Genomic DNA, 23,911 nt, shown 5'->3' on the forward strand with positions numbered 1-23,911 from the left:
CTTTATGTAAAATCTCCCAGGCATGAAAACCATCATTGTACCTACCGATTTTTCAGAAACCGCCTATAACGCGGCCCGCTATGCCCTGGGCCTGGCGCAGCAAACGGGCGCTACCCGCGTGCTGCTGTACCATGCCTATGAACTGATAGTTCCCATCCCGGACCTGCCCACGGCAGTGCCTATGGTAAACATGGAAGACCTGAAAGCTTCCAGCCTGGAGGGGCTGCAGCGCATGAAGGCCGAGCTGGCGCCTGCGGTTCCCGCCGGCATCACGGTAGAGTACCGGGCGGACAATCACCTGCTGGCCGCCAATATAGACCAGGTTTGCCGGGAAGAAGGGGCGGACCTTATCATAATGGGCATCACCGGCGGCAGCCAGCTGGAAGAGATACTGGTGGGCTCCAATACGGTAGACGTGGTGAAAAACTCCAGTTTCCCGGTGATAGTAGTGCCTACCCAGGCCGTTTTCAGGCCGGTGAAAAAAATAGTGTTTGCCTGCGATCTCCGGAAGGTAGCCAAAACCACCCGCAAAGAGCTGCTGCATGGCCTGCTGGATGAGTTCAAGCCGGAGCTGCTGGTGCTGAACGTACAGAAAGAAGGTAAAGAGCATATGCACCCTGAAGAAAACCAGGAGCTGGACAATATGCTGCATAACTATAACCCGCAATACCATTTTGTAGACCACCCCAATGTGGTGGAAGGCATTACCGGCTTTGCGGAAAAGGAAGGAGCAGACCTGCTGCTCATTATCCCGAAAAAACACGGGTTGTTTGACAGTATTTTCAAGCGGAGCCATACTTCGCGCATTGCCTTCAATACCCATGTACCGTTATTATCCATACATGAATAATTCCCTTTATTACCATCCAAGAATTTTCAGACTATGCTAAAAAGAACATTGTTATTACTGGCAGGCGTATGCCTGCTGCACACCGCACAGGCGCAGATACTCAAAAAGGCCTCCGGCATCCTGAAATCTGCAGGCGGCAGCACCGCTACCGGTTCCGTAACGGAAAACGAGGCCGGCATGGGCATCAAGGAAGCGCTTGAAAAAGGCGTGAGCGCGGGTATTTCCCTGCTCAACAAACAGAACGGTTTTTTCGGGAATGATCTGTATAAAGTGCTGCTGCCGCCAGATGCGTTGAAGGCCGAGCGTGCCCTGCGCAGTATTGGCCTGGGCAGCCAGGTAGACAAGGCCATCCTCCAGATCAACCGCGCCGCGGAAGAAGCGGTGGGTTTTGCCAAACCTATTTTTGTAAATGCCATCAAACAAATGACCATTACAGATGCGCTGAACCTGCTGCGCGGCGGCCAGCGCTCCGCAACGGACTATTTCCAGAGCAAAACCACCGCATCACTGAAAAACGCTTTTGCACCGGTGATAGACAGCGCGCTCAATAAAACCAGCGCCACCCGGTATTACGGAGACCTGGTTACCAAATACAACAGCCTGCCCACCACTTTCAATAAAATTAACCCTGACCTGAAGGGGTATGTAACGGAAAAGGCCGTGCAGGCGCTGTTTGACCAGATCGCCAAAGAAGAGCTGGCCATCAGGCAGAACCCTGCGGCCCGTACTACGGACCTGCTGAAGAAAGTGTTTGGAGCCAAGAGCTAATTAACAAACGATCTATATTAATAGAAGGGGCTTGCCAAAGATACTGGCAAGTCCCTTCTGTTTTAGACTCATTTTGCGTTCCGTTCGTAATACATGCCGGTGTCAATTCCCCGCCAGCAGCACCTGCCAGGCCTCCGCCACTTTCCCCTGCTCCAGCAACTGTTTGGCATATAGATGCAGCTCCTTCTCCATTTCATCAGGACTGATGCTGTAATACTGGATGATGTTCTTCAGGTGATCATCATGAAAGGAAGCATCAATAGCCGGCATCTCGTGTACATTACCCAATTGGCCCAGGTTGTTGCCGGTGAGTATGCGGCTGTTGCGGATGCCCTTCGGCAGCGCATCCACGCCAATGCCTAGTTGCAGGTTGGGTTTAGCCACTTCAAACACGGCGCTGCCGGACGCCCGGCAATAATAGTCTGCGCCCATGCGGGCTACCAGGTCTATTTTCTGCGGGTCTATACGGCCCTCGGCGTTCAGTATGTTTTCGCTGATGTGGAGCAGCACCGGCTCGCAGATCACCAGGTTGCCCGCGCCGCCGCCGGTGCCGGTCTCAATCACCTGTTTCACGATGCACTCCATCTGCACGGGGCTTTCCTGCACCCTGAAAGGTTTTATTTTCTCGGAAGGCACGGGGGTAAACCCTGCTTTCTCAAACTCGTTCACTCCCCTGGGAAATTCGCAGCTGGACAGGGAAGCCTGCTGCACCATGGCGTAGCTCACTACGTTGATCACCACTTCTTTGGTGGCATAAATATTTTCCAGCGTATGTTTTACCGTATTGTCACGCACGCGGCGCGAGGGGGAGAAAATGAGCGTAGGCGGGTTGGAGCCGAACACATTGAAAAAGCTGAAGGGAGAGAGGTTGGGGCGGCCCTCCGAGTCTACCGTGCTGGCAAAACAAATAGGCCGCGGCGCTATGGCCCCCAGCAGGTAAGCATGCAGCTCCGCCGTTTTTACTTCACCGGGCACTACTCTCATACATTCTTTTTCTGGGCAAGAATGGAAAAATCAGTTTCTTCCGCCACAATGGTATTGGTTAACCGGCCCAGGCCGTCTATTTCCATTTCCACCACATCTCCGGGTTGCAGCCATTGTTCCTGATAGTCGGGGTTATTGAGCTTGCCGGTGCCGTTCAGCTCCAGGAAGCAGCCCGTACCTACGGTGCCGCTGCCTATGATGTCTCCGGGCAGGATGTCTGCACCGTAGGCGCAGCGTTCAATGATCTCGGCAAAGGTCCAGTCCATGTCACCCATATTGCCTTCGCTTACCTGTACGCCGTTTACCCGGCAGCGCATGCCCAGGTTGTAGTTATTGCCGGTGTGGCCGTCTTTGGCGGGTATGCGGTAAGGCTCCAGCTCGTCTGGCGTAACCAGCATGGGGCCTATGATGGTGGCAAAATCTTTTCCTTTGGCGGGGCCCAGGTTCAGCTTCATTTCTTCCATCTGCAGTACGCGGGCGCTCATATCGTTCATGATCATATAGCCGCCGATGTAGCTGTCTGCTTCCGCGGCGGGAATATTGCGGCCCCGCTTGCAGATCACCACAGCGGCTTCCAGCTCAAAGTCAAGGTTACGGAAGTGGTCAGGCATGCACAATACTTCGCCGGGGCCTTGTATGGCATTGTGGTTGGTGAAATAAAAAATGGGGTACTGGTCAAACTCGGGTATCATATCCGCCTTGCGGTTGCGCCGGGCCGCTGCCACATGCTGGCGGAAGGCGTAACCATCCCGGCAGGAGGTGGGGAAGGGCACGGGCGCCAGCAGCTGCGCATTTTCATAAGGCACGCCCCAGGTGGTCATTTTAGGCATGTTGCCGGCCTTGAGCTGCGCATCTACATGTATGGCAAGGTCTATCACCTCTTCCCACATCTGCAAAAACATATGCATGGTGGTAGGCAGGTCAGGGTGCAGCTCCTGCATATTGTACAGCTGGCCGTTTACCAGTATGGCCAGCTGGTCTACATCTTCGCGGATATAGGTAACGAGTTTCATTGATGGTTGAGTTTTGGTGTTTACGGGTCAAATATAGCCCTTTTGGAGAACCATGGGATTTTTATAGCTTTAAGGCATGTCTCGTACCTTGCTCTTCACCCTGTTGTTGCTGAGTGCCGCCATGGCAAAGGCGCAGCAGCGCACGGACGCGTTCCTGGAAAACCTGCTGAACAGGCATGCGTCACCCGCGTTGCGGCATATATTGCAGCACCCGGACTCTTTCCAGGTACAGCTCATCTACACCCAGATCAACCGCGATGCGCAGAACCGCCCCGTGTTCAAACACTATTATTACCATGTAAGCAAGGATACCTATTTCAACCCCGCCTCTACCGTTAAAATGCCGCTGGCCTTCCTGGCGCTGGAAAAGCTGAACAGCCTGGGGATTGACAAGTATACGCCGATGCTGACAGACAGCGCCTACAGCCGGCAAACCCGGGTAATGGCAGACACCTCCGCGGAAAACGGCCTGCCCTCCATAGCGCATTACATCAGGAAGATATTCCTGGTCAGTGATAATGATGCCTATAACCGCCTGTACGAGTTCATAGGCCAGCAGACCATTCATGAAAAGCTGTGGGCGAAGGGGTATAAGGATATGCGCATTGTACGGCGGTTTGTGACGATGAATGAAGACGAGAACCGCCACACCAACCCCGTTTATTTCATCCGCGGCAAAGATACGGTGTACCGCCAGCCTGCTGCCGTGAGCACGCTGCAATATGACTACAGCAAACCTCTTTTTATCGGGCAAAAGCATTATGACCGTGACGATGTGCTGATTGACCGGCCGATGGATTTTACGCGGCATAACAATGCACCCCTGCAAGACCTGCAGCAAATGCTGCAATCCGTACTTTTTCCGGAGTCTGTGCCCGCAGCGCAGCGTTTCCAGCTAACGGCAGACGATTACCGTTTCCTCTACCGGTATATGGCGGCGCTACCTTCCGAGTCTGACCACCCGAAATACGACACGTCGGAGTTTTTTGACAGCTATACCAAGTTTTTCCGCTTCAAGGCCGGCAGAAGTAAAATTCCATCATACATGCGGGTATTCAACAAAACCGGCTGGAGTTACGGGTTTTTAACGGACGTAGCCTACTTCGCGGATTTCAGGAACAAGGTGGAGTTTATGCTGAGCGGCAGCATTTATGTGAACCGTGACGGGGTGCTGAACGATAATAAATACGAGTACGAAGAGGAGGGGTACCCCTTCTTCAGGGAGGTGGGTAACATCGTATATGAGTACGAGTTACAACGGCCCCGCCCCCACGTGCCTGACCTGGGCCGGTTTGAGGAAGCTACCGCGGGGCTGGGCCAGCCGCCCGTGGCCATTACCCGGGGAGACACCACCCGCCGCCGGCTGGCCCTCGTATTTACGGGCCACGAGTTTGCGGACGGGGGCCGGCATATTGCAGAGGTACTGAAAAAATGCAAGGCGCCCGCATCCTTTTTCCTGACCGGCACTTTCTATGACACCCCGGCCTTCAAACCCCTCATCCAGCGCCTTAAAAAAGACGGGCATTACCTGGCCGGCCACTCCGGCAGGCACCTGCTGTACTGCGACTGGACCAAAAGGGACAGCCTGCTGGTAACCCGCCGCCAGTTTGAGGAAGACCTGGCCCTCAACTACCAGGCCATGGCCCGCCACGGCCTGCCTGCCCCTCATTATTTTCTGCCGCCCTATGAATGGTATAACGATTCCATTGTGAAATGGACCGCCGCCCTGGGCCTGCAACTGGTGAATTTCAGCCCCGGCACGCGCAGCACGGCAGATTATACCTACCCTGAAATGGGGAAAAGCTACCGCAACAGCGACGTTATTATGAAGTCCGTTATAGACTTTGAAAACCAGCGCCCTGCGGGACTTAACGGCTTTATACTACTGGTGCATATAGGTACTGATCCACGGCGTGTAGATAAATTTTATTTACAATTGGAGAAATTGATACGATATTTGCAGGGTAAACAATATGAATTGGTTACAATACCCCGGTTGTTGTCCCTTCATCTGTGAGTTGTGCCGGTTGCATCGACAATAACCTGACAATTTTAGTTTCCCTACTCCTGTTATGCTGATGAATTAAAAGGTTTAACCAAAAAATTGGGAGTCATGAAATTCGACAAGATCAAGAATAAAGGACAGGCGCGTTTGTTTGAAAGCCGGTATCTGGAAATGCTGACCAAAACCCATCCCCTCATTATCTGGGGCATGTACTTACCTGTCATCGGGTACATGTTGTATTACAGTCACACTACCCTTGGCTATGGGATCGGGAAACTTTCCCTGATATTCCTGAGCGCTATTTTCTTCTGGTCCTTTTTTGAGTACATCATGCACCGTTTCCTTTTCCACATGGTAACAGACAACAAGCGGCTTTCCCGCTTCGTGTACGTGCTGCATGGCAACCATCACGAATACCCCAGGGACAAGCAGCGTCTTTTTATGCCCCCGGTTCCCAGCCTGATCATTTCTTCCATCATATTCGCCCTCATGTACCTCGTCATGCAGCAGGTCACGTTCATGTTCTGGCCGGGTTTTATACTGGGGTACCTGATCTATGGCAGCATGCACTACGCCATTCACGCCTGGAACCCGCCCTTCAAGTTCATGAAGCCCGTTTGGCGCAACCACCACCTGCATCACTACAAGAATGATGACAAGGGTTTTGGGGTTAGTTCCTCTTTCTGGGACAGGGTGTTCGGTACCTTCTTTGACCTGGAAAAGGAGAAGGAAGACAAAGCGAAAGTAAAAGAACTGATGTTCGATAAGTAATAAAGGGCCGGGATGACCGGCAAAGAGAACGGGGCCGTCTCAAGTTATGAGGCGGCCCCGTTTTTTATATGTTTGTATGTTGGCCGGGATAAGCGGCCCTTCCGTTCATGCAGCATTCCTTTCCCATGCAGGTACAGGCACAGTGTTCAGGGCAACCGGTTCACCATTTCTCCTCGTCATCCGGCAGGCTCTCCGGCGGTTGCCGGTATTTTTCCCGGCTTTTGATCTTTTCCGTTTGCCGGCTGATGATAAGCCTGGCAATGGACAAAAACACGTCAGGATAGTTCTCTGCGGCCAGTATTTCCTTCACTTTCCCCTCCGGTACATCTACCTGGTAAAGCAGCAGCACAAACTGCTGAAAGTCCCGCTCCACCAGCATTTCCAGCTTCCGGGCCAGTATAGCTTCCAGCTCGGCCATGCTGATGGTGGCAGGCAGGCGGATGCCGGCGTTTTCTTCCAGCCAGGCCCCGGTTTGCTGTAAATAACGGTCTTCCATTATTTCACCTGCTTGATCTTGTAAGAGGCGTTGGTCACAATTTTTACCGGTACTTTCAGGTCTTTCTTAAGTTGTTTTTTGCGGTTGGCGAGGTATACATATTCCCCCTTCATTTCCGTGTTCTGCACGCAAATGCTGGGCAGGCCGCTTTCCCGGTTAATGAGGTAGTTGGTGGTTTGTGTTCCGTCTATAGCAGCGGTGGCCTGAATGCCTTCTTCTACGGTGAAGGTTTCCACCTTGTCTGTTTTGATATTGCCTTTACCGTCTATCTTGGCCGTCTGGCTATCCCAGTGCGTCAGGTTCCAGTAAAGGTCTATACGGCCTTTGAGCCCGGTGCGCAGGGGTACGGTCTCTTCCCATTGGGTGCCGTTCTTGATGCCGTGAATGGGGTATACCACCAGCAATTGCTCCAGCCAGGAGCGGAAAGCATCGGTGCCAAACTGGTCTTTCAGCAGTTTTTTATAGGCCGCCTGCTCGTCTGCCTTCAGGCTGGAGAAGGCAGCGGAGGCTTTATCCATCAGCGCATCCAGGTTATTCACGTTTTTGATGAGGCCGTTGGATTGGAGCTCTACCGTGAAAGGCTGGTCGAGAATGAGTTTCAGTGCGCCCTGCAGCGGCTCCTGGTCATTAGCCACCCTGGCGTCTACAAAAATGTTCTGGTTCTTGGCGTTGAAATTGAACTTGATGTCTGAGTAGGACCATTCCAGCAAAAACATGCCGCCGCCGGCCTCAGCCACCTTGATGTTCATTTTGGTGTTGTAGTCTCTCGTGGTGCGTTGTATTACTTCATTCACCGTAATATAGGTTTCGCTGCGGCTCTGTTGTTGCAACTCAAACGCATCACCGGTTTTAAATTTGTAATCAAGCTCCACATAATCCTGCGCGGAGAGCGATAAAACATAGCAGCACATCGCTACCAGTACGGTAATTTTCTTCATTATCTGGTAAAATTGATCTAAACATACTTTTCGATCACCCCCAGCCCGAACAAGGCAAAATCATACTTGACCGGGTCTTCAGGGTCCAGCTCGCGAAGCCTTTCAGTCAGCTCCACGGCGGTGTTCCAGTTGGCATCCGGCTTGCTGATGAGGCCCAGCCTGGTGGCTACCCGGCTTACATGCACGTCCATAGGGCATACAAGCTGGGAGGGCGAAATATATTGCCATAGTCCAAAATCCACGCCATTTTCATCGTTCCTCACCATCCACCGCAGGTACATGTTCAGCCTTTTGCAGGCGGAATTGCGGGCCGGGGTGGAAATGTGCTTGCGCGTTCTTTCCGGGTGCTCCATAGCAAAGAACATATGCTGAAAGCCGGCAAGGGCCTTTTCCACGTCAGTATCTTCCGGGCTAAGATGGCCGCTGAAGGCAAATTCCAGCGAAGTTACATTATTGTAATAATGCTGCAGGAACTCAACAAAGTACAGCAGGTCAAGCCCGTTGAAGGTGCGGTGCTTGAAGCCCATGAGCCGCATGCGGTCCCTGGCCTGGTGGTTGCGGATAAAATCGTACGGCGCGTTATCAAAGAGCTCCATCAGTTCCGTGCACTTGTTAATGATAGTGGTACGGTTGCCCCAGGCAAGGATGGCTGCAAAAAGGCCGGCTATTTCAATGTCCTGCAATTTGCTGTAGCGGTGGGGGATGCATATGGGATCTCCGGCTACAAATGCGGGCTGATTGTAATAAGCTGCCTTGGCATCTAAATATTCTTTCAATTGTTGGGACTTCATGGCTTCTTCGGTATATGGAAACCTCCCGGACAGCCGGGAGGCGTAGGTGTAGCCTTAAAAGTAAGCAGTTTATGCCAACTTTAAAAATCGCTGTTTATCAGCCTATTGCCTGTTCCAGGTCTTTCACCAGGTCTTCCGCGTCTTCAATACCCACGCTGAGGCGGATGAGCGAGTCTACAAGACCGTTTTTCATGCGCTCTTCGCGGGGAATGGAGGCGTGCGTCATGCTGGCAGGGTGGCCTATGAGTGACTCTACTCCTCCCAGTGATTCCGCCAGGGAAAAGAGCCTGGTGCCGCTGAGCACTTTCAGGGCCGCCTCCATGCTGTCATCCTTGAGGGTGAAGGAGATCATGCCGCCGAAGCCGCGCATCTGTTTTTGGGCAATGGCGTGGTTGGGATGGTCTTCAAACCCGCACCAGAACACTTTGCCTACTTTGGGATGCTGGCGCAGGAAACGGGCCACCGTTTCCCCGTTCTCGCAATGGCGCTGCATGCGCACATGCAGGGTTTTCAGCCCGCGCAATACCAGGAAGCAGTCTTGCGGGCCGGGCACCGCCCCGCAGCTGTTCTGTATAAAGGCCAGCTGCTGTGCCAGCGCGTCATCTTTTACGATCACCGCGCCGTGCACCACGTCGCTATGGCCACCCAGGTATTTGGTGGCGGAATGCACCACCAGGTCAGCCCCCAGGTCTAGCGGGTTCTGCAGGTAGGGAGATGCAAAGGTGTTGTCTACCGCCAGCAGAATGTTCCGTTCACGGGCCAGGGCGGCGCAGGCCGCAATGTCTATAATGTTCAGCAGGGGGTTGGTGGGCGTTTCCACCCATATCATTTTCGTACGTTCATTGACGTAACTGAGCAGATTGTCAGCGTTTTGCAGGTCTGCAAAATGGAACTTGATGCCGTAACGGGCAAATACCTTGGTAAAAATGCGGTAGGTGCCGCCGTAGAGGTCTGCGGAAGCAATCACCTCATCTCCCGGCGCCAGCAGCTTGATCACCGCGTCTGTTGCGGCCAGGCCGCTCCCGAAGCAAATGCCATGTTTCCCGTTCTCTATGGCAGCCAGGGCGTTCTGCAGGGCATCCCGCGTGGGGTTTTGCGTACGGGCGTACTCATAGCCTTTATGCTGGCCCGGCGCCTGCTGCACGTAAGTGGAGGTCTGGAAAATAGGTGTCATAATTGCCCCTGTGGAGGGGTCCGGTTCTACACCGGCATGTATGAGTTTGGTGCCTAACTTCATGGTTTGCTATATTTTATGGGAATATCAAAGGTACGGAATTTGAATTTGGCCCCGGTGGCGCCTTCTGGCACGCATATACGTAGTAATAACATCACACGTACGTAGTAGTACGGGCGCTCTGTAGTTCAATTACTACGGGCATTTGCGGGGAATCTGGCGCACTGCTGGCATCATACCTTCCATATCCCGGCACTTACGAGGAAATTTGATGCGTTCACCAGAAACGGGTTTTCCCGTAACAGCTGTTGCCTTAATTTTACCGTAGGTTTTTCATAGGATATGGTTAAAATTTCTGAAGGCGGTATTCTTACCGCCTTTTTTTATTGACTTCAAATGCAGGCCCCGCGTAGATGGGGCGGTATCATCATAAAAAACGGGCAGACCACATGGCGGTCTGCCCGTTTTTTATGACACTGATTTACAGCGTATTATTTCTTTTTCCTGGCGGTGGGCGCCGGGGCGGTCTCAGACCAGCGGATGGGCAGGCTTACCAGCGTTTTGTCCCAACCCATCAGCAGGTTAGCGCCATAGGGGGCCTTTTCAAACACCATGCTGAAGGCTTCCAGCTCTTCACCGCTCGGAGTTACCGGTACGTCAGTACGCAACAGGTCAAGGTTTTGCTCATATTTATAGGAGCCCCAGATGTCTGTTTGTTTGTTGAGGATAACGGTCCATTTTGTTTCATTGGGAATGGCATAGAGGGTGTACCGGCCTTTAGGCACCTGCCTGCCGCCAATGGTCACCGGGCGGAAAAACTCTATTTCCGTAGCCTCGTTGGCGCCCAGGCGCCATACCTTGCCATATTCTACCAGGTTGCCGAAAATAGGCCGGCCCTTTTTCTGCGGGCGGCTGAACACGGCGCGGGCCACCAGGGTGCCGGGCTCTCCTTTTACCTTACATACATAAGGGTACATAACGGGGTAGTAGGCCATATCCATGGGGCTGGGGTCTACCGGCGGTAATTTCTTTTCCTGCGCAACGGCCGCCTGTGTGGCAGCTACCAGGCACACTATTGCAACTAACTTTTTTACTGTATTCATAACTGTCTTTACTTTTTGAATTGCGGGTCCAAATTTGCCCCAAACCTACGCGTTTTTCGGAAAATCCTCAAAATGCGGCCGCTTGTGTAAACAGACGCGCCGGGTGGTTTTTACCCCTATTCTTTTTTATAGAGGTCTACCGCTACATCATTTTTGAGGGCGGGCCCCGGTGTGCTGCGGCCATTGGCCACCAGGGCTTCCAGCCCGGCCAGCAGTTTTTTCACCACCTCCGGGTGCGCTGCCTGCACATTGTTCTTTTCGCCTGGGTCTGCCTGCAGGTCAAACAGCTGGATTTCCGGCAGGTGCTCTTCCCTGGCCGCCTTGTTGCGCGGGGCGCTCCAGCCGCCGGAGCCGGGGCAGAGGGCCAGTTTCCAGTTGCCCTCCCGCAGGGCAAAGTTGCCGTCTATGCTGTGGTGAACGGTGGCGCGCCGTTGATAACCGTCCTTTTGCAGCAGCAGCGGCAAAAGGCTGTAACTGTCCGGTGCGGCGCCGGCCGGCACAGGCCGCTCCAGTATGGCGGCGCAAGTGGCCATCAGGTCTACCTGGCAAATGGTGGCGTTACTCACCGTATTGGGTTTTACTTTTCCCGGCCATTTCACCAGGAAGGGCACACGGTGGCCGCCTTCATAAATATCTGCCTTGGCGCCGCGGTAAATATAGCTGGGCTCGTGGCTGAAAGACCGCAGCTGCTCATACTCCGCGTAGGGCGCATAACCATTGTCACTCGTGAAAATAACGAGGGTATTGCCCGCAATGCCTTCCTGCTCCAGCATCTCCATTACCTGCCCCAGCAGCCAGTCTGTTTCCATCATATAATCTGCGTAATGGCCCATGCCGCTTTTGCCCTGGAAGGCCTTGCCGGCGGCCAGCGGCGTATGCGGGGAAGGCAGGGGTAAATAGAGGAAGAAGGGAGTTGTTTTGCGGGCGTGAATGAACTCGCGGGTTTTGCCCGCCAGGGTTACCAGGGTTTCGTTGAATACAAAGCCAGGCCCCTTGGCCCCGGCGCGCACGTTGGGGTATTTTTTGGGGGGTACGCTGTCTGTAGGCAGCTCTACAGTGCGGTTGTTTTCTATATAAACATACGGCGGCATATCAAGTGAGGCGCTGATGCCATAAAAGTAGTCAAAGCCGTAGCTGGTGGGCGTTTGCATAATAGGCTGGGTAAAATCAGGCCGCCCGCCCGGAGCTGCCCCGCCCTGCCACTGCATGCCCAGATGCCATTTACCAATAATGCCGGTACTATAGCCCGCCCGTTTCAGCAGGGCCGGTGTTGTGAGGAGCGAGGCGTCAATCAGCGGAGGGCTGTACCCGCCCAGCACGCCCTTTTGCAGCTTGCTGCGCCAGGCATAGCGCCCCGTCATGATGGCGTAGCGGGAGGGTGTGCATACCGCTGAGGCGGAGTGGGCGTCTGTAAAGCGCATGCCTTCCGCTGCCATGCGGTCAATATGAGGCGTGGCAATTTTTCCCTCCGGGTTATAGCATTGCGCGTCCCCAATGCCCATATCATCTGCCAGTATAAAAATGATATTAGGCGCTGCCGGCCTGGGCTGGGCCGCCGTTAGCAGCGGCAGGGCCAGCAATAGCAGCATTAACATGCGTTGTATCATAACGTGGTGTGGTTATAAAAAAGGAAAATACGAAAATCAGAACTGGTTTTTCATGAAAGCTTCCGCATCAGGGAAAAACTCCCGGTAACAATCGCCCAACGTAAGGTAATGTTCTTCAAACACGGCAAAAGGCACTGTGGCCGGGCGTTTGAAATATTTGGCGCGGCGTACTATGCCGGAGAAGCTGCTGAATATACCCTCCCGTTCCCGGTAGTGGAGCAGCCAGTTGTTGGTGCGCATGTAGGTAAACACCTGCTGGAACACGGGCGGCAGCAGATGATGCTGCTCTTCCAGCAGGGCGTATACAACACCCGTAAACTGCTCCAGCGTGCCGGAACTGAAGCGGCTCGCGTCGTTAGCCAGGTAATGATCATACACCACGTCCATGAACACGCCGCCGTAGGCGCCGCATTCCGGCTGAAAAATGGCCTTGGCGCGGCGGGTAGCAGGGTGTTTGTCCGTAAACTCATCCAGCGCCCGGTGCATGCGGATGCCTTGCTGAATACGTGCCGGGTAGGTGTACAATTGTTTCCCCTTAACAAAGTCCGCTATCATCTGCCCTACCGTAACAGACGGGTCTTGATAAGAAAAGTATGCATGCGCGAGGTAGTTCATGGGCTGTTGAGCGGTCTTGTTCCTGAATGAGCGGCAATAACCAGATAAACAGGCAGAGCCGGCTTTCCGAAGATAGTGATAAATAATGAGGCTGTTCGTTTTAGGACAGGGTGTCCGCTTTCGTAAAAAGATGTTTGCGTGCTACCGGCCGTCACCAGCATTCCACTTTAACAAAGTCTTAACCTTAGCCCGTGCAACATTTGCCGATTCCGCTCAACCCCTTTGCTGGCAAGCATTGCAGGGGTGTTAACTAGATGCGTTTATATATATGGGGCAACATGCATAACATTGAATTAATCTTGGTAAACCAATCATAACTATTCACTTGCCGCAGGCTGCAACCGTTGGTACTTTTACATCGTCAATCAGACAAAACACTTAACAATAACCTGGATAAAATTTTTCCGCCATGAAAAAACTTATCGCCATTCTGACCATTGCTGCCATTTTGGGCAGTAGTGCAACATTTGCACGTGACGCTACCGTTAACAACAAAAAGGTAATGGAAGCATTCAAGAAAGAATTTGTAGGAGCCTCCGATGTTTCCTGGTACACCACGGCAGACAAGTATGTTGCCAAGTTTACCATCAAAGCATCTAAAGTAACTGCGCATTTTGACAGGGAAGGTAACCTGCTGGCCACTTCCCGGTACATTACAGACAGCGATCTGCCGTTGAACGTAATTACCCGGCTCATGAAGAAGTTCCCCGACCAGAAGATCCACAACGTTGTGGAGTATGAAGCTGAAGGGGCTACTACTTACGTGATCACCCTGGAAAGCGAAACACACTGGACGGTATTGAAGGCCGCTTCTTCAGGAGGTTTGTCAACGCTTAAAAAATTAAGGAAAGCATAACGGCACGCCGTTCGCCAACCTGGTTTTAGTTTTAGTTTTAGATCAGTATAAACCGTTCCGGTTCACCCGGAACGGTTTTCTTTTTGCCCCTTTATCTTGCGCCTTTATTGTACCTTTGCCGTTTGAAACATTTAACTGTTATGAATAAAGGACCGATTTCTCAGTTTATCCAGCACCATTACCGCCACTTCAATGCGGCGGCCCTGGTAGACGCGGCCAAAGGCTACGAAACCCATTTGCTGGAAGGTGGTAAAATGATGGTAACCCTTGCAGGCGCTATGAGTACGGCTGAACTGGGTATCTCTTTCGCGGAAATGATCCGTGCGGGCAAAGTGGACATCATTTCCTGCACCGGCGCCAACCTGGAAGAGGATATCATGAACCTGGTGGCCCATACTCACTACAAGCGTGTGCCTCATTACCGAGATCTGAGCCCGAAAGATGAATGGGAACTGCTGGAAGGCGGTTTTAACCGGGTAACCGATACCTGTATTCCGGAGGAAGAAGCCTTCCGCCGTATACAGCAGCACATCCACAAGATCTGGAAAGACGCTGAAAGCAAAGGTGAACGCTATTTCCCGCATGAATACATGTACAAGCTGCTGCTTAGCGGCGTAATGAAAGAGCATTACGAAATAGACCCGAAGAACAGCTGGATGCTGGCTGCTGCGGAAAAGAACATTCCCATTGTAGTTCCGGGCTGGGAAGATAGTACGATGGGCAACATTTTTGCCTCTTACTGCATCAAGGGAGAGCTGAAAGCTTCTACCATGAAGAGCGGTATTGAGTATATGGTGGAGCTGAGTGACTGGTACCGCAAAAACTCCGGTGGCAAAGGCGTAGGCTTTTTCCAGATTGGCGGCGGTATTGCGGGAGACTTCCCCATTTGCGTGGTGCCCATGATGTACCAGGACCTGGAGTGGACGGACGTACCCTTCTGGAGTTACTTCTGCCAGATTTCTGACTCCACCACCTCTTATGGTTCTTACTCCGGCGCTGTACCCAATGAGAAGATCACCTGGGGCAAGCTGGATATTCACACCCCCAAATTTGTGATTGAGTCTGACGCTACCATTGTAGCGCCGCTGATTTTCGCTTATTTGCTGGGATGGTAAGGTTTTGATAGGTACTGACCGGGTAACCGGCTGATATAAATAAAAGGGCTGCGGATGCGGCCCTTTTTCGTTTTTTGTGACACCGCATCAGCACCCTCATTGTGGCATGCCCGCCGCGCTTTTTTCTTCTCGATAAATTTGAAATACCATGTTGTTCCGGTTAAAACCCCACATCCCGCCGTTTTAACAATTCTTTTTTCATTTACATATATAATTATTGAATATTTCTTTATGTTTGCATTACAATTGTGTTATGCATTACACTTTTAGTAGTTCTTTTCAAATCCGGATAAAAATCTTTTTGCTGTTTCAAAAAAGGGCGTACATTTGACCCGCAAAGTCAAAAAGTCAAACAGTTCTTTGCAATTCCGAAATGGCGGAACAGGATCAAAAAAGGGAAGTGATACTGGAAGCTGCGTTAAAGCGTTTCAAGCGCTTTGGCCTGGCAAAGACCACCATGGAAGAAATTGCCAGAGACCTGGAGATATCAAAGGGCTCTTTGTATTACTATTTTCCTGACAAAGATAGGATCTATGTGGCAGTGATTGAAAGAATTGTGTCGCAATGTTTTACAGATGTCAGCGCAACGCTTGAAAGTGCGTCTTCTGTAAGGGAAGTGATGGAGAAATACCTGTCAGTCAAGGAAAGGATTTTACTGGATTACCATTTTCTGTTCGGCATCCACGAGTGGGTGAGCGACAAACCCAGCAGCCTGATGAGGCAGGTGGGAGATTTGGTACACCAGTCGGAGATCAGCTTTTTATCTGCCTGGATCCGCAAGGGGAAAGCCCTGGGAGAAGTAGCAGAACGGCATGATCCTGAAAAAACGGCCGATCTGCTGGTGCATGTATTGTTTGGTTTGTGGGTGATATGGTGCAAATGGCAGGCCGCAGGTTTTGAACTTCAAAATTCAGATAATATTAAAGAATTCATGAGCCGGGAAAGGGCGGTATTATCCATCTTTTTCCAGGGCTTGAAACAGTAACCCATCATCAGCCATCTTCTTCTTCCCCCAATCGCTTAAGTAGTATTATGTATGTAGAACATAATTAGCAGAATCAATTATTGACATATCAAATTAAAATTGTACGACAGATGAAAAAAATGATCGTTATGGCCGTTTTGGGCCTTGTTGGTACCCAGTTTGCAAAAGCCCAGGTTCAGAAAGGTGATTTTCTGGTTGGTGGTAATGTAGGTGTTACTTCTACTACTCCTAACAAAGTAGATGGTTCTGATGACAAAACCACTACTACTACATTCAACATCAGCCCTAAGGTTGGTTATGCTCTCTCTGACAAATGGATGGTGGGTGTGTTTGTAGACGCAGGTTTCGCCAATATTAAAGACGTAGACGCTGGCACAACTACAAAAATCAAGAGTCACCTGATTGCTCCTGGTATCTTTGTACGCAACTACCACATGCTGGGTGAGTCTAAAGTAGCCATTTTTGGTGAGGCCAATGTATCTTATGGCTTTGGTTCTGTAAAAACTGACGACACAAAAACTTCGTCCCTGAATACCCTGGAAGCTAACGTAGTGCCTGGTATTACTTACTTCGTAACCAAGCGCTTCATGCTGGAAGGCGTATTCGGTGGTATCACTTACCGCAACGAAACTACCAAACCTCAGCCTGCTGGCGCGCCCAAAACTACCAGCAGCACTTTCGATTTCTCTTTCACCAAACAATTCCAGGTTGGCGTTTCCTGGTTGTTCTAATAATATTAGAATTATTTACAAAGGCATTGTCGCTGAGCGGCAATGCCTTTTTTATTTCCGGCACATTTTGGCAAAGTTTTGGATGCTATTGAAACAAACAACCTATTGATGAAAGTAAGCCGGATACACCTGCTGTTAATGCTTGCTCTCGGCGTATTGCTGGGCAGTTGCACCGTATATCATGACGCCTCCGGCAAGCGGATCCCGCCGGGCCAGGCGAAGAAAATATACGGTACAAAATCCGCCAAGCCATTTGCGCCGGGACAGCGCAAGAAGCGGCACTAAAATTTTAACCATGAAAAATTTGAGAAAACTGCAGGGTGCTGCCATTGCACTGTTGTTTGTAGCAGCAAGTTGCGCAGCGCCGAGGAACATGCCGGATGATCCGACAATGCCACCACCGCCGGAGCGGCCAAACATGCCGAATGAACCTTCTACGCCGCCGCCTCCGCCAACACCGCCGGCAGAACAACCTTCTACGCCGCCGCCATCAACGCCGCCGCCGTCTTCACCGCAAACACCGCCGGTGAACGGGCAGCATGTAGATCTGACCATAGCATACCCGCACAGATAACACAGGCACATGAATTGAAGAAAAAAGGGCTGTTACACCATCGCGTAACAGCCCTTTTTATATCACATCGTGGTATAGTTTACCTGTTCATGGTAATGAGGAACTCTTCGTTGTTACGGGTGCCCCTCATATGTTGCAGCATGAAGTTCATGGTTTCTTCCGTATTCATGTCTGCCAGGTGATTGCGCAGGATGTAGATGCGCTGCAGCATTTCTTTTTCCAGCAGCAGATCGTCACGGCGGGTAGAAGAGGCAGTAACGTCAATGGCCGGGAAGATGCGGCGGTTAGCCAGTCTGCGGTCAAGCGCCAGTTCCATGTTACCGGTACCTTTAAATTCTTCGAAGATCACCTCATCCATTTTGGAGCCGGTATCGATCAAAGCGGTGGCCAGTATGGTGAGGGAACCGCCGTTCTCTATCTTGCGGGCGGCGCCGAAGAACTGTTTGGGCTTTTGCATGGCGTTAGCTTCCACACCACCGCTCAGCACTTTACCGGAAGCAGGCGCCACAGTGTTGTGGGCGCGGGCCAGGCGGGTAATGGAGTCGAGCAGTATCACCACATCATGGCCGCATTCTACCAGCCGTTTTGCTTTTTGCAGGGCTATGGCAGATACTTTCACGTGTTTCTCGGCAGGTTCGTCAAACGTAGAAGCAATGACTTCAGCTTTCACGCTGCGTTCCATATCCGTCACCTCCTCAGGGCGCTCGTCTATCAGCACTACCATCAGGTAAATTTCCGGGTGGTTGGTGGCAATAGCGTTGGCCACTTCTTTCAGCAGCATGGTTTTACCTACTTTCGGCTGCGCTACAATGAGGCCGCGCTGACCCTTACCGATGGGCGTAAACATGTCCATGATACGGGTAGAATAGTTGTTGGACGTAGTGGTAAGCGTCAGCTTCTCAAAGGGGAACAGCGGCGTCAGGTAATCGAACGGTACGCGGTCTCGTACCTCTTCGGGAGACTTGCCATTGATGGTTTCCACCTTCAGCAGGGCAAAGTATTTTTCCCCTTCTTTCGGCGGGCGCACGCTGCCGCGCACGGTATCGCCGGTTTTGAGACCAAACAGTTTGATCTGCGAAGGAGATACATAAATATCGTCAGGCGAGCTGAGGTAGTTATAGTCTGAAGAGCGCAGGAAACCATAGCCATCAGGCATCATTTCCAGCACGCCTTCGCTTACTATTACCCCGTCAAACTCGATGTTGAATATGGGCTCTTTTTTGTTCGGATACTTGTTGGCCGGGCCGGCTGCGGCTTTCGGCTGTATCACAGGCTCCTGAACGGTTACGAAATCGTCTTCCGGTTCTTCCTCCGGCAGTACCACTTCTTCTTCCTCTTCCTCATCTGACAAGGCCGGCAATACCAGGTCTTCATCATCGTCAAAAGTAAGTGAGGGGATGTCCAGATCTATATCGAGCTTACGTTTTTTGGGTGCTTCAGGCTCTTGTTCTGGTTTGGAAGTGGCTGTTTTGGTGGCGGCTTTTTTGCCTTTTTTTGCGGAAGGTTTTTCTTCGGAGGGAGTGGGTTCTTCGGGTGCCGGTGCTGGTGGTGCTTCTTCTTTTTTCGAGACCGGTTTCCGTTTTCTTGTTTTCTTTTCGTCTCCGTTGCTTTGTTGGTCTTCTGATGCTATCACGGCTTGTTTATCTAGGATTTTATAAATTAATGCTTGCTTGTCGAGTTTCTTTGGGTTTGAAATATCCAGTTTTTCTGCAATGTCAAGCAGCTCGGGAACGAGCATGTCGTTCAGTTGTAAGATGTCGTACATCATCTGAGTTTGTCAAATTTTAGAATTGTCGTAAGGAGGGTACCACTGCATACCAACATACACCAATTAACAAATAATTGTTTTGAGTCAATAATAAAGCTTTGATCATTAAATTGATAGGGATCGCTTGAGTTAAGGACTGCGCTGATGAAGATGGCAAAATGGAACTTAATCAGACAGATTGTGGGTACAAGATTAAAACAAGTTTTGCTAATCTCCAAAAAAATATTCGCCGGTAAATACCAGCCAGCGGGGGTATCACCGGGTTTGCCCCTGCTCAGCGATGGCTCCCTTACCCTTCCCTGGGCGCAAATTCCCGGCCAGTTTTACGGCCTTTTCTCTATTTTTGCACTCAATTTCAAAAAAAATATCAATGATATGAGCCAAAGAGTAAAGATCAAGCAAATTTTGCTGAACGACAGTACAAACTATGAAGTAACGGTAAAAGGGTGGGTGCGTACCTTCCGGAATAACCAGTTTATAGCTTTGAACGACGGCTCTACCAATAATAACCTGCAGGTGGTGGTAAATGAGGCAGACCTGGACCCCGCCCTCTTTAAACGCATCACCCGCGGCGCCGCTATTGCCGTTACCGGCCAGATCATCCCTTCCCTGGGCAAGGGGCAGCGGATCGAGCTGAAGGCCGCGCAGCTGGAAATTCTGGGAGACTGTGATGCGGAAGCCTATCCCATCCAGCCGCAGAAACAAAGCCTGGAGTTTCTCCGGGAAATTGCCCACCTGCGTTTCCGCACCAACACGTTTGGCGCCGTTTTCCGCCTGCGCCATGCGCTGGCCTTTGCGGTACACCGCTTTTTTAATGAAAAAGGTTTCGTATACCTGCACACCCCCATCATTACCGCTTCAGACGCGGAAGGGGCCGGGGAAATGTTCCGCGTTACCACGCTTGACCTGAAGAACCCGCCGCGTACGGAAAACGGGGAAATAGATTTTAAGGAAGACTTCTTCGGCCGCTCCACCAACCTCACCGTATCCGGCCAGCTGGAAGGCGAGCTGGGCGCTATGGCCTTCGGTGACATTTATACCTTCGGGCCTACCTTCCGCGCGGAAAATTCCAACACCGCCCGCCACCTGGCGGAGTTCTGGATGATTGAGCCGGAAATGGCGTTTTATGATCTGAAAGACAACATGGACCTGGCGGAAGAATTCATCAAATATGTGATCAGGTATGCGCTGGACAATAACCGGGAAGACCTTGAGTTCCTGGCGCAGCGCCTGGCAGATGAGGAGAAGAACAAGCCGCAGGCTGAGCGCAGTGAAATGGGGCTCATTGAAAAGCTGGAGTTTGTGCTGAACAACGAGTTTGTGCGCATCACTTATACGGAAGCGATAGACATCCTGAAAAACAGCAAACCCAACAAGAACAAGAAGTTCCAGTACCTGGTAGAAGAATGGGGTACAGACCTGCAGAGCGAGCATGAGCGCTACCTGGTAGAAAAGCATTTCAAGAAACCAGTAATACTCACAGACTACCCGGCGGCTATCAAGTCTTTCTACATGAAGCAGAATGAAGACGGCAAAACGGTACGCGCCATGGACATCCTGTTCCCCGGCATTGGTGAAATAGTAGGCGGCTCGCAGCGGGAAGAGAACTATGACAAGCTGGTGCGCCGCATGGAAGAATTGAACATACCGGTAGAAGAGCTGTACTGGTACCTGGATACGCGCCGCTTCGGCACCGCGCCGCATGCAGGCTTTGGCCTTGGCTTTGAGCGCCTGGTGCTCTTCGTTAGCGGCATGAGCAACATCCGTGACGTGATCCCCTTCCCCCGTACGCCGAAGAACGCAGAGTTTTAATAACAACGTTTGCTATACACGCAGAAAGCCGGTTCATAAAGAGCCGGCTTTTTTTAGGCATCTACTGAAGGAACAGCCATGCTTTATGGAATTTTCTTCACCCCGCATCTCATACCTGAGCAAACAATGCAAAGTGTGTGTTATCCCAAAACGGCAGCGGGTGTTATACCCGTTGCCGGTTTTACCACCTTTAAAACGTACAGCTATGGCAGAAATGGACACCTCCTCTGAAAGTGGCCGCCAGCGCGGCGGCAGGCGCAGCAAGAAATTATCTACCAGGGTAGATATGACGCCAATGGTAGACCTTGGTTTTTTACTCATCACATTTTTTATGCTGACCACCGTGTTAACCAAACCCGGCGCCATGCCGCTGGTAATGCCGGCAGACGGGCCGCCTACGCCGGTAGGTGACAGCAAGGCCCTCACGCTGCTGATACATGATAACGACCGTATTTCCTGGTATGACGGGCAGGGCCAGGATGCGCAACACCCGCCCGTGCTATATGCCAGCAACTTTGCTGTACACAATGGCATTGGTGAAGTGATACGCGCCAAACAGCAAAAGGTAGCCCGCGCCACAGGGGACGCAGACCAGCTGGTGGTGATGATCAAGGCGGCTAAAAGCGCCCGCTACCGCAGCGTGGTAGATGCGCTTGATGAAATGAAGATTAACCGGGTAGCCCGTTACGCCATTACAGACATCACCCCGGAAGAGCTGGCCTTGTTGGGGGAATAGGCAACGGCAGGAAGGTGTTTTTCCCTTACCTTTAGTATTCCAAAACACCACTATATGGCTACCGTTAATTCCATTCCTTCCGTAGACCTGGCGGAGTTCACCTCCGGCAACCCCGCCCGCAAGGCGGCTTTTGTAGAGCAGCTGGGGAAAGCATATGAAGATGTAGGTTTTGTTGCCGTAAAGAACCACGGCATACCAGATCAGCTGATAGCAGACCTTTACCGGTATGTGCAGGAATTCTTCAAACTGCCGCCGGATGCCAAGCGTAATTACGAAATACCTTCCCTGGCAGGGCAGCGTGGCTACACGTCTTTCGGGAAAGAACATGCCAAGGGTTTTGATGCGCCGGACCTGAAGGAGTTTTTCCAGTTTGGCCAGACGGTGGAAGATGGTGACCCGGTGCGCTCTGAATACCCGGAAAACGTGCAGGTAAAGGAAGTGCCGCAGTTCACGCCCACCCTCTTCCAAGCCTACCGCGCTTTTGAAAAATCAGGCAGCGCCCTGCTGCAGGCCATAGCGCTGTACCTGGGCCTTGACGAGCATTACTTTGACAACAAGATACACAACGGCAATTCTATTCTGAGAGCCATACACTACCCGCCCATTATACAGGAGCCCAAGTCTGCCATACGCGCCGAACAGCATGAAGACATTAACCTCATTACCCTGCTGGTAGGCGCTTCTGCAGACGGTTTGCAGGTGCTGGACAAACAGGGCAACTGGGTGCCGGTTACTTCGTTGCCAGACCAGATCGTGGTGAACGTGGGGGATATGCTGCAGCGCCTGACCAATAACAAACTGAAATCTACCACCCACCGCGTCGTAAACCCTCCGCGGGAAATGTGGGGAACTTCCCGTTTCAGTATCCCTTTTTTCCTGCATCCCAAATCCAGCATGGACCTCACCTGCCTGCCAGCTACGGTAGATGCGCAGCACCCGGCAGACTATCCGCCCATTACGGCCGGAGAGTACCTTGACGAGCGGTTGCGGGAAATAGGCCTGAAAAAATAAAGCTGTTGATCAGAGGTGGGTGTGGCCGGCGGTTTCCCCGCCGGCGTCCAGCAGGCTGATGGCCTCGTTGCGGGTCACTTCCTGCCCGTTGAAAATTCTTGAGAAATAAGCCACCATGGCGGGCGTTAGCCTGAACTCATTTTTGGGGAAGTTCATAAAATAGCTGTGCTGCCAGCCCACCATGTCGTGAAAGTTCACATATACGGCGTTAGACGCACGGTTGCGGCTTTTCACTTTTTCTCCCAGCTGTTTTTTCAGCATCAGCAGGTGGGCGCCTTTCAACTGCAGGTCTGAACGGTTGTAGTGTATGTATACCTGTTTGGCAAAGCCTATCTTTTCTACCCATTCCGCATGCCCCTTCTGTGGTACGCAAGCGGCATTGATCACCAGGTTATCTATGAACGGCATTTCGTTGAGGCTGCTGATGTTGTGATGCTGCACCATTTGTTCGAGTATGATATTACCCATACTGTGGTAAAATGTGGTAAGCCTTGCTCCCTCCATCCATGGCGCATTGGCAGCCCTGGCCTGTTGCAGTTCCTGCATGAGCTGCAGGTACTGCCCGGCGGAAAGCTTGGCATTGTGCCGGGCGAACTTGAAATTTTTGGAGGGTTTATAGGTATTGTTGATGCTGGCATAATCGAACATGATCACGTTCACATTGTATTGTGCGGCCATCAGCTTGGCGCGCACCACGTTGGCCGTAAAAATTTTGCCCATGCCTTCGGCGTACACCACAATGTCTTTTCCATGGGGCATGTGCTCCATGGCTTCCCCCAGTGAGGAAGCCTGGTATACGTTCCATTTGCCGCCGGCTTTCTGCAGAAAAAAATATTTGAGGGAGGTAGTGTCTATGTACTCGTCTACAAACCGGAGACTGTCAGGGTGAATATACCGGTTGCTGACAAAAACGAGGCAGGTATCGCTTTGGGTTTGGGGTTTAATGGTTTCCGGCTGGAGGAGGAATTCCGACCAGTGCTCATTGCTATTGTAGGGAGCAGACTGGCCCTGCGCCTGCGCCACCGTAATACCCGCCATCAGAAAAATGGCCGTCAAAAATCGCTTCATAGAATTTACCGTTGAGCTGTTTTTCTTTAACGCCTAAACGAAGGCGTTTGTTGGTGCCTACCGCTGTTTTTAATGCAAGTTCCATGCCTTGTTGCAAGCGGCTGAAAAACAGGCTATAGGATAGAATTTGAAAATTTCAT

General features: G+C 51.6%; 23 protein-coding genes. 11 read left to right on the top strand and 12 right to left on the bottom strand.

Annotated features, from left to right (window positions below):
• Positions 1-22 precede the first annotated feature (22 nt).
• Positions 23-850, top strand: coding sequence for a universal stress protein (locus tag ABDW36_RS04830; protein WP_343700743.1), 828 nt, complete (start codon positions 23-25; stop codon positions 848-850).
• 33 nt (positions 851-883) lie between these two features.
• Positions 884-1,618 (top strand): DUF4197 domain-containing protein, encoded by a 735-nt coding sequence (locus ABDW36_RS04835; protein WP_343700744.1) that lies wholly within the window; start codon positions 884-886, stop codon positions 1,616-1,618.
• Between the two features lie 102 nt (positions 1,619-1,720).
• Here the strand turns inward: ABDW36_RS04835 and ABDW36_RS04840 are convergent, their stop codons facing one another.
• Both ABDW36_RS04840 and ABDW36_RS04845 read right to left on the bottom strand, forming a co-directional pair.
• Complete coding sequence (locus ABDW36_RS04840; RefSeq protein WP_343700745.1) at positions 1,721-2,602, bottom strand: flavin reductase family protein; 882 nt, start codon at positions 2,600-2,602, stop codon at positions 1,721-1,723.
• Positions 2,599-3,615 (bottom strand): fumarylacetoacetate hydrolase family protein, encoded by a 1,017-nt coding sequence (locus ABDW36_RS04845; RefSeq protein WP_343700746.1) that lies wholly within the window; start codon positions 3,613-3,615, stop codon positions 2,599-2,601. Before ABDW36_RS04845 ends, ABDW36_RS04840 begins: the two co-directional genes overlap by 4 nt.
• A 76-nt stretch (positions 3,616-3,691) precedes the next feature.
• Here ABDW36_RS04845 and ABDW36_RS04850 point away from each other — a divergent pair, with 76 nt between their 5' ends.
• A complete protein-coding gene (locus ABDW36_RS04850; protein WP_343700747.1) occupies positions 3,692-5,632 on the top strand; it encodes a serine hydrolase in 1,941 nt (646 codons plus the stop codon).
• Positions 5,633-5,728: 96 nt separating this feature from the next.
• Positions 5,729-6,391, top strand: a complete 663-nt coding sequence (locus ABDW36_RS04855; protein WP_343700748.1) for a sterol desaturase family protein — start codon at positions 5,729-5,731, stop codon at positions 6,389-6,391.
• 160 nt (positions 6,392-6,551) lie between these two features.
• Here the strand turns inward: ABDW36_RS04855 and ABDW36_RS04860 are convergent, their stop codons facing one another.
• The 7 genes from ABDW36_RS04860 to ABDW36_RS04890 all read right to left on the bottom strand — a co-directional run bounded on the left by ABDW36_RS04860 (position 6,552) and on the right by ABDW36_RS04890 (position 13,115).
• Positions 6,552-6,887 carry a hypothetical protein gene (locus tag ABDW36_RS04860; RefSeq protein WP_343700749.1) on the bottom strand — a complete coding sequence of 112 codons (336 nt, stop codon included), beginning with the start codon at positions 6,885-6,887 and terminating at the stop codon, positions 6,552-6,554.
• A complete protein-coding gene (locus tag ABDW36_RS04865) occupies positions 6,887-7,825 on the bottom strand; it encodes a DUF6263 family protein (protein WP_343700750.1) in 939 nt (312 codons plus the stop codon). Before ABDW36_RS04865 ends, ABDW36_RS04860 begins: the two co-directional genes overlap by 1 nt.
• Before the next feature lie 17 nt (positions 7,826-7,842).
• Positions 7,843-8,616, bottom strand: a complete 774-nt coding sequence (locus ABDW36_RS04870; RefSeq protein ID WP_343700751.1) for a TIGR02757 family protein — start codon at positions 8,614-8,616, stop codon at positions 7,843-7,845.
• A gap of 97 nt (positions 8,617-8,713) precedes the next feature.
• Positions 8,714-9,853 (bottom strand): cystathionine gamma-synthase, encoded by a 1,140-nt coding sequence (locus ABDW36_RS04875; protein WP_343700752.1) that lies wholly within the window; start codon positions 9,851-9,853, stop codon positions 8,714-8,716.
• 428 nt (positions 9,854-10,281) lie between these two features.
• The gene (locus tag ABDW36_RS04880) at positions 10,282-10,893 is read right to left on the bottom strand and encodes a DUF2911 domain-containing protein (protein ID WP_343700753.1); all 612 of its coding nucleotides are present in this window, start codon (positions 10,891-10,893) and stop codon (positions 10,282-10,284) included.
• Positions 10,894-11,009: 116 nt separating this feature from the next.
• Positions 11,010-12,500 (bottom strand): sulfatase-like hydrolase/transferase, encoded by a 1,491-nt coding sequence (locus ABDW36_RS04885; RefSeq protein ID WP_343700754.1) that lies wholly within the window; start codon positions 12,498-12,500, stop codon positions 11,010-11,012.
• Between the two features lie 36 nt (positions 12,501-12,536).
• Entirely contained in the window at positions 12,537-13,115 is a 579-nt protein-coding gene (locus tag ABDW36_RS04890) for an ACP phosphodiesterase (protein WP_343700755.1), read from the bottom strand.
• A 409-nt stretch (positions 13,116-13,524) separates the two neighbouring features.
• Here ABDW36_RS04890 and ABDW36_RS04895 point away from each other — a divergent pair, with 409 nt between their 5' ends.
• From ABDW36_RS04895 to ABDW36_RS04910, 4 genes are all read left to right on the top strand, one after another.
• The gene (locus ABDW36_RS04895; RefSeq protein ID WP_343700756.1) at positions 13,525-13,971 is read left to right on the top strand and encodes a hypothetical protein; all 447 of its coding nucleotides are present in this window, start codon (positions 13,525-13,527) and stop codon (positions 13,969-13,971) included.
• Between the two features lie 140 nt (positions 13,972-14,111).
• A complete protein-coding gene (locus tag ABDW36_RS04900; RefSeq protein ID WP_343700757.1) occupies positions 14,112-15,086 on the top strand; it encodes a deoxyhypusine synthase family protein in 975 nt (324 codons plus the stop codon).
• Positions 15,087-15,459: 373 nt separating this feature from the next.
• A complete protein-coding gene (locus ABDW36_RS04905; protein ID WP_343700758.1) occupies positions 15,460-16,071 on the top strand; it encodes a TetR/AcrR family transcriptional regulator in 612 nt (203 codons plus the stop codon).
• 110 nt (positions 16,072-16,181) lie between these two features.
• Positions 16,182-16,802 carry an outer membrane beta-barrel protein gene (locus ABDW36_RS04910; RefSeq protein ID WP_343700759.1) on the top strand — a complete coding sequence of 207 codons (621 nt, stop codon included), beginning with the start codon at positions 16,182-16,184 and terminating at the stop codon, positions 16,800-16,802.
• Between the two features lie 135 nt (positions 16,803-16,937).
• Here the strand turns inward: ABDW36_RS04910 and ABDW36_RS04915 are convergent, their stop codons facing one another.
• Together ABDW36_RS04915 and rho are read right to left on the bottom strand one after the other, a co-directional pair.
• Complete coding sequence (locus ABDW36_RS04915) at positions 16,938-17,357, bottom strand: hypothetical protein (protein ID WP_343700760.1); 420 nt, start codon at positions 17,355-17,357, stop codon at positions 16,938-16,940.
• 98 nt (positions 17,358-17,455) lie between these two features.
• Entirely contained in the window at positions 17,456-19,144 is a 1,689-nt protein-coding gene (rho, locus tag ABDW36_RS04920; RefSeq protein WP_343700761.1) for a transcription termination factor Rho, read from the bottom strand.
• A 375-nt stretch (positions 19,145-19,519) separates the two neighbouring features.
• On the opposite strand from rho, the gene asnS reads away from it, so the two are divergent.
• The 3 genes from asnS to ABDW36_RS04935 all read left to right on the top strand — a co-directional run bounded on the left by asnS (position 19,520) and on the right by ABDW36_RS04935 (position 22,703).
• The gene (asnS, locus tag ABDW36_RS04925) at positions 19,520-20,956 is read left to right on the top strand and encodes an asparagine--tRNA ligase (RefSeq protein WP_343700762.1); all 1,437 of its coding nucleotides are present in this window, start codon (positions 19,520-19,522) and stop codon (positions 20,954-20,956) included.
• Positions 20,957-21,161: 205 nt separating this feature from the next.
• A complete protein-coding gene (locus ABDW36_RS04930) occupies positions 21,162-21,692 on the top strand; it encodes a biopolymer transporter ExbD (protein WP_343700763.1) in 531 nt (176 codons plus the stop codon).
• A 54-nt stretch (positions 21,693-21,746) separates the two neighbouring features.
• Entirely contained in the window at positions 21,747-22,703 is a 957-nt protein-coding gene (locus ABDW36_RS04935; protein WP_343700764.1) for a 2-oxoglutarate and iron-dependent oxygenase domain-containing protein, read from the top strand.
• A 9-nt stretch (positions 22,704-22,712) separates the two neighbouring features.
• Here the strand turns inward: ABDW36_RS04935 and ABDW36_RS04940 are convergent, their stop codons facing one another.
• The gene (locus ABDW36_RS04940; RefSeq protein WP_343700765.1) at positions 22,713-23,771 is read right to left on the bottom strand and encodes an alpha/beta hydrolase; all 1,059 of its coding nucleotides are present in this window, start codon (positions 23,769-23,771) and stop codon (positions 22,713-22,715) included.
• Positions 23,772-23,911: the final 140 nt, after the last annotated feature.

This window comes from Chitinophaga sp. (genome assembly GCF_039596455.1).
Lineage (GTDB): Bacteria > Bacteroidota > Bacteroidia > Chitinophagales > Chitinophagaceae > Chitinophaga.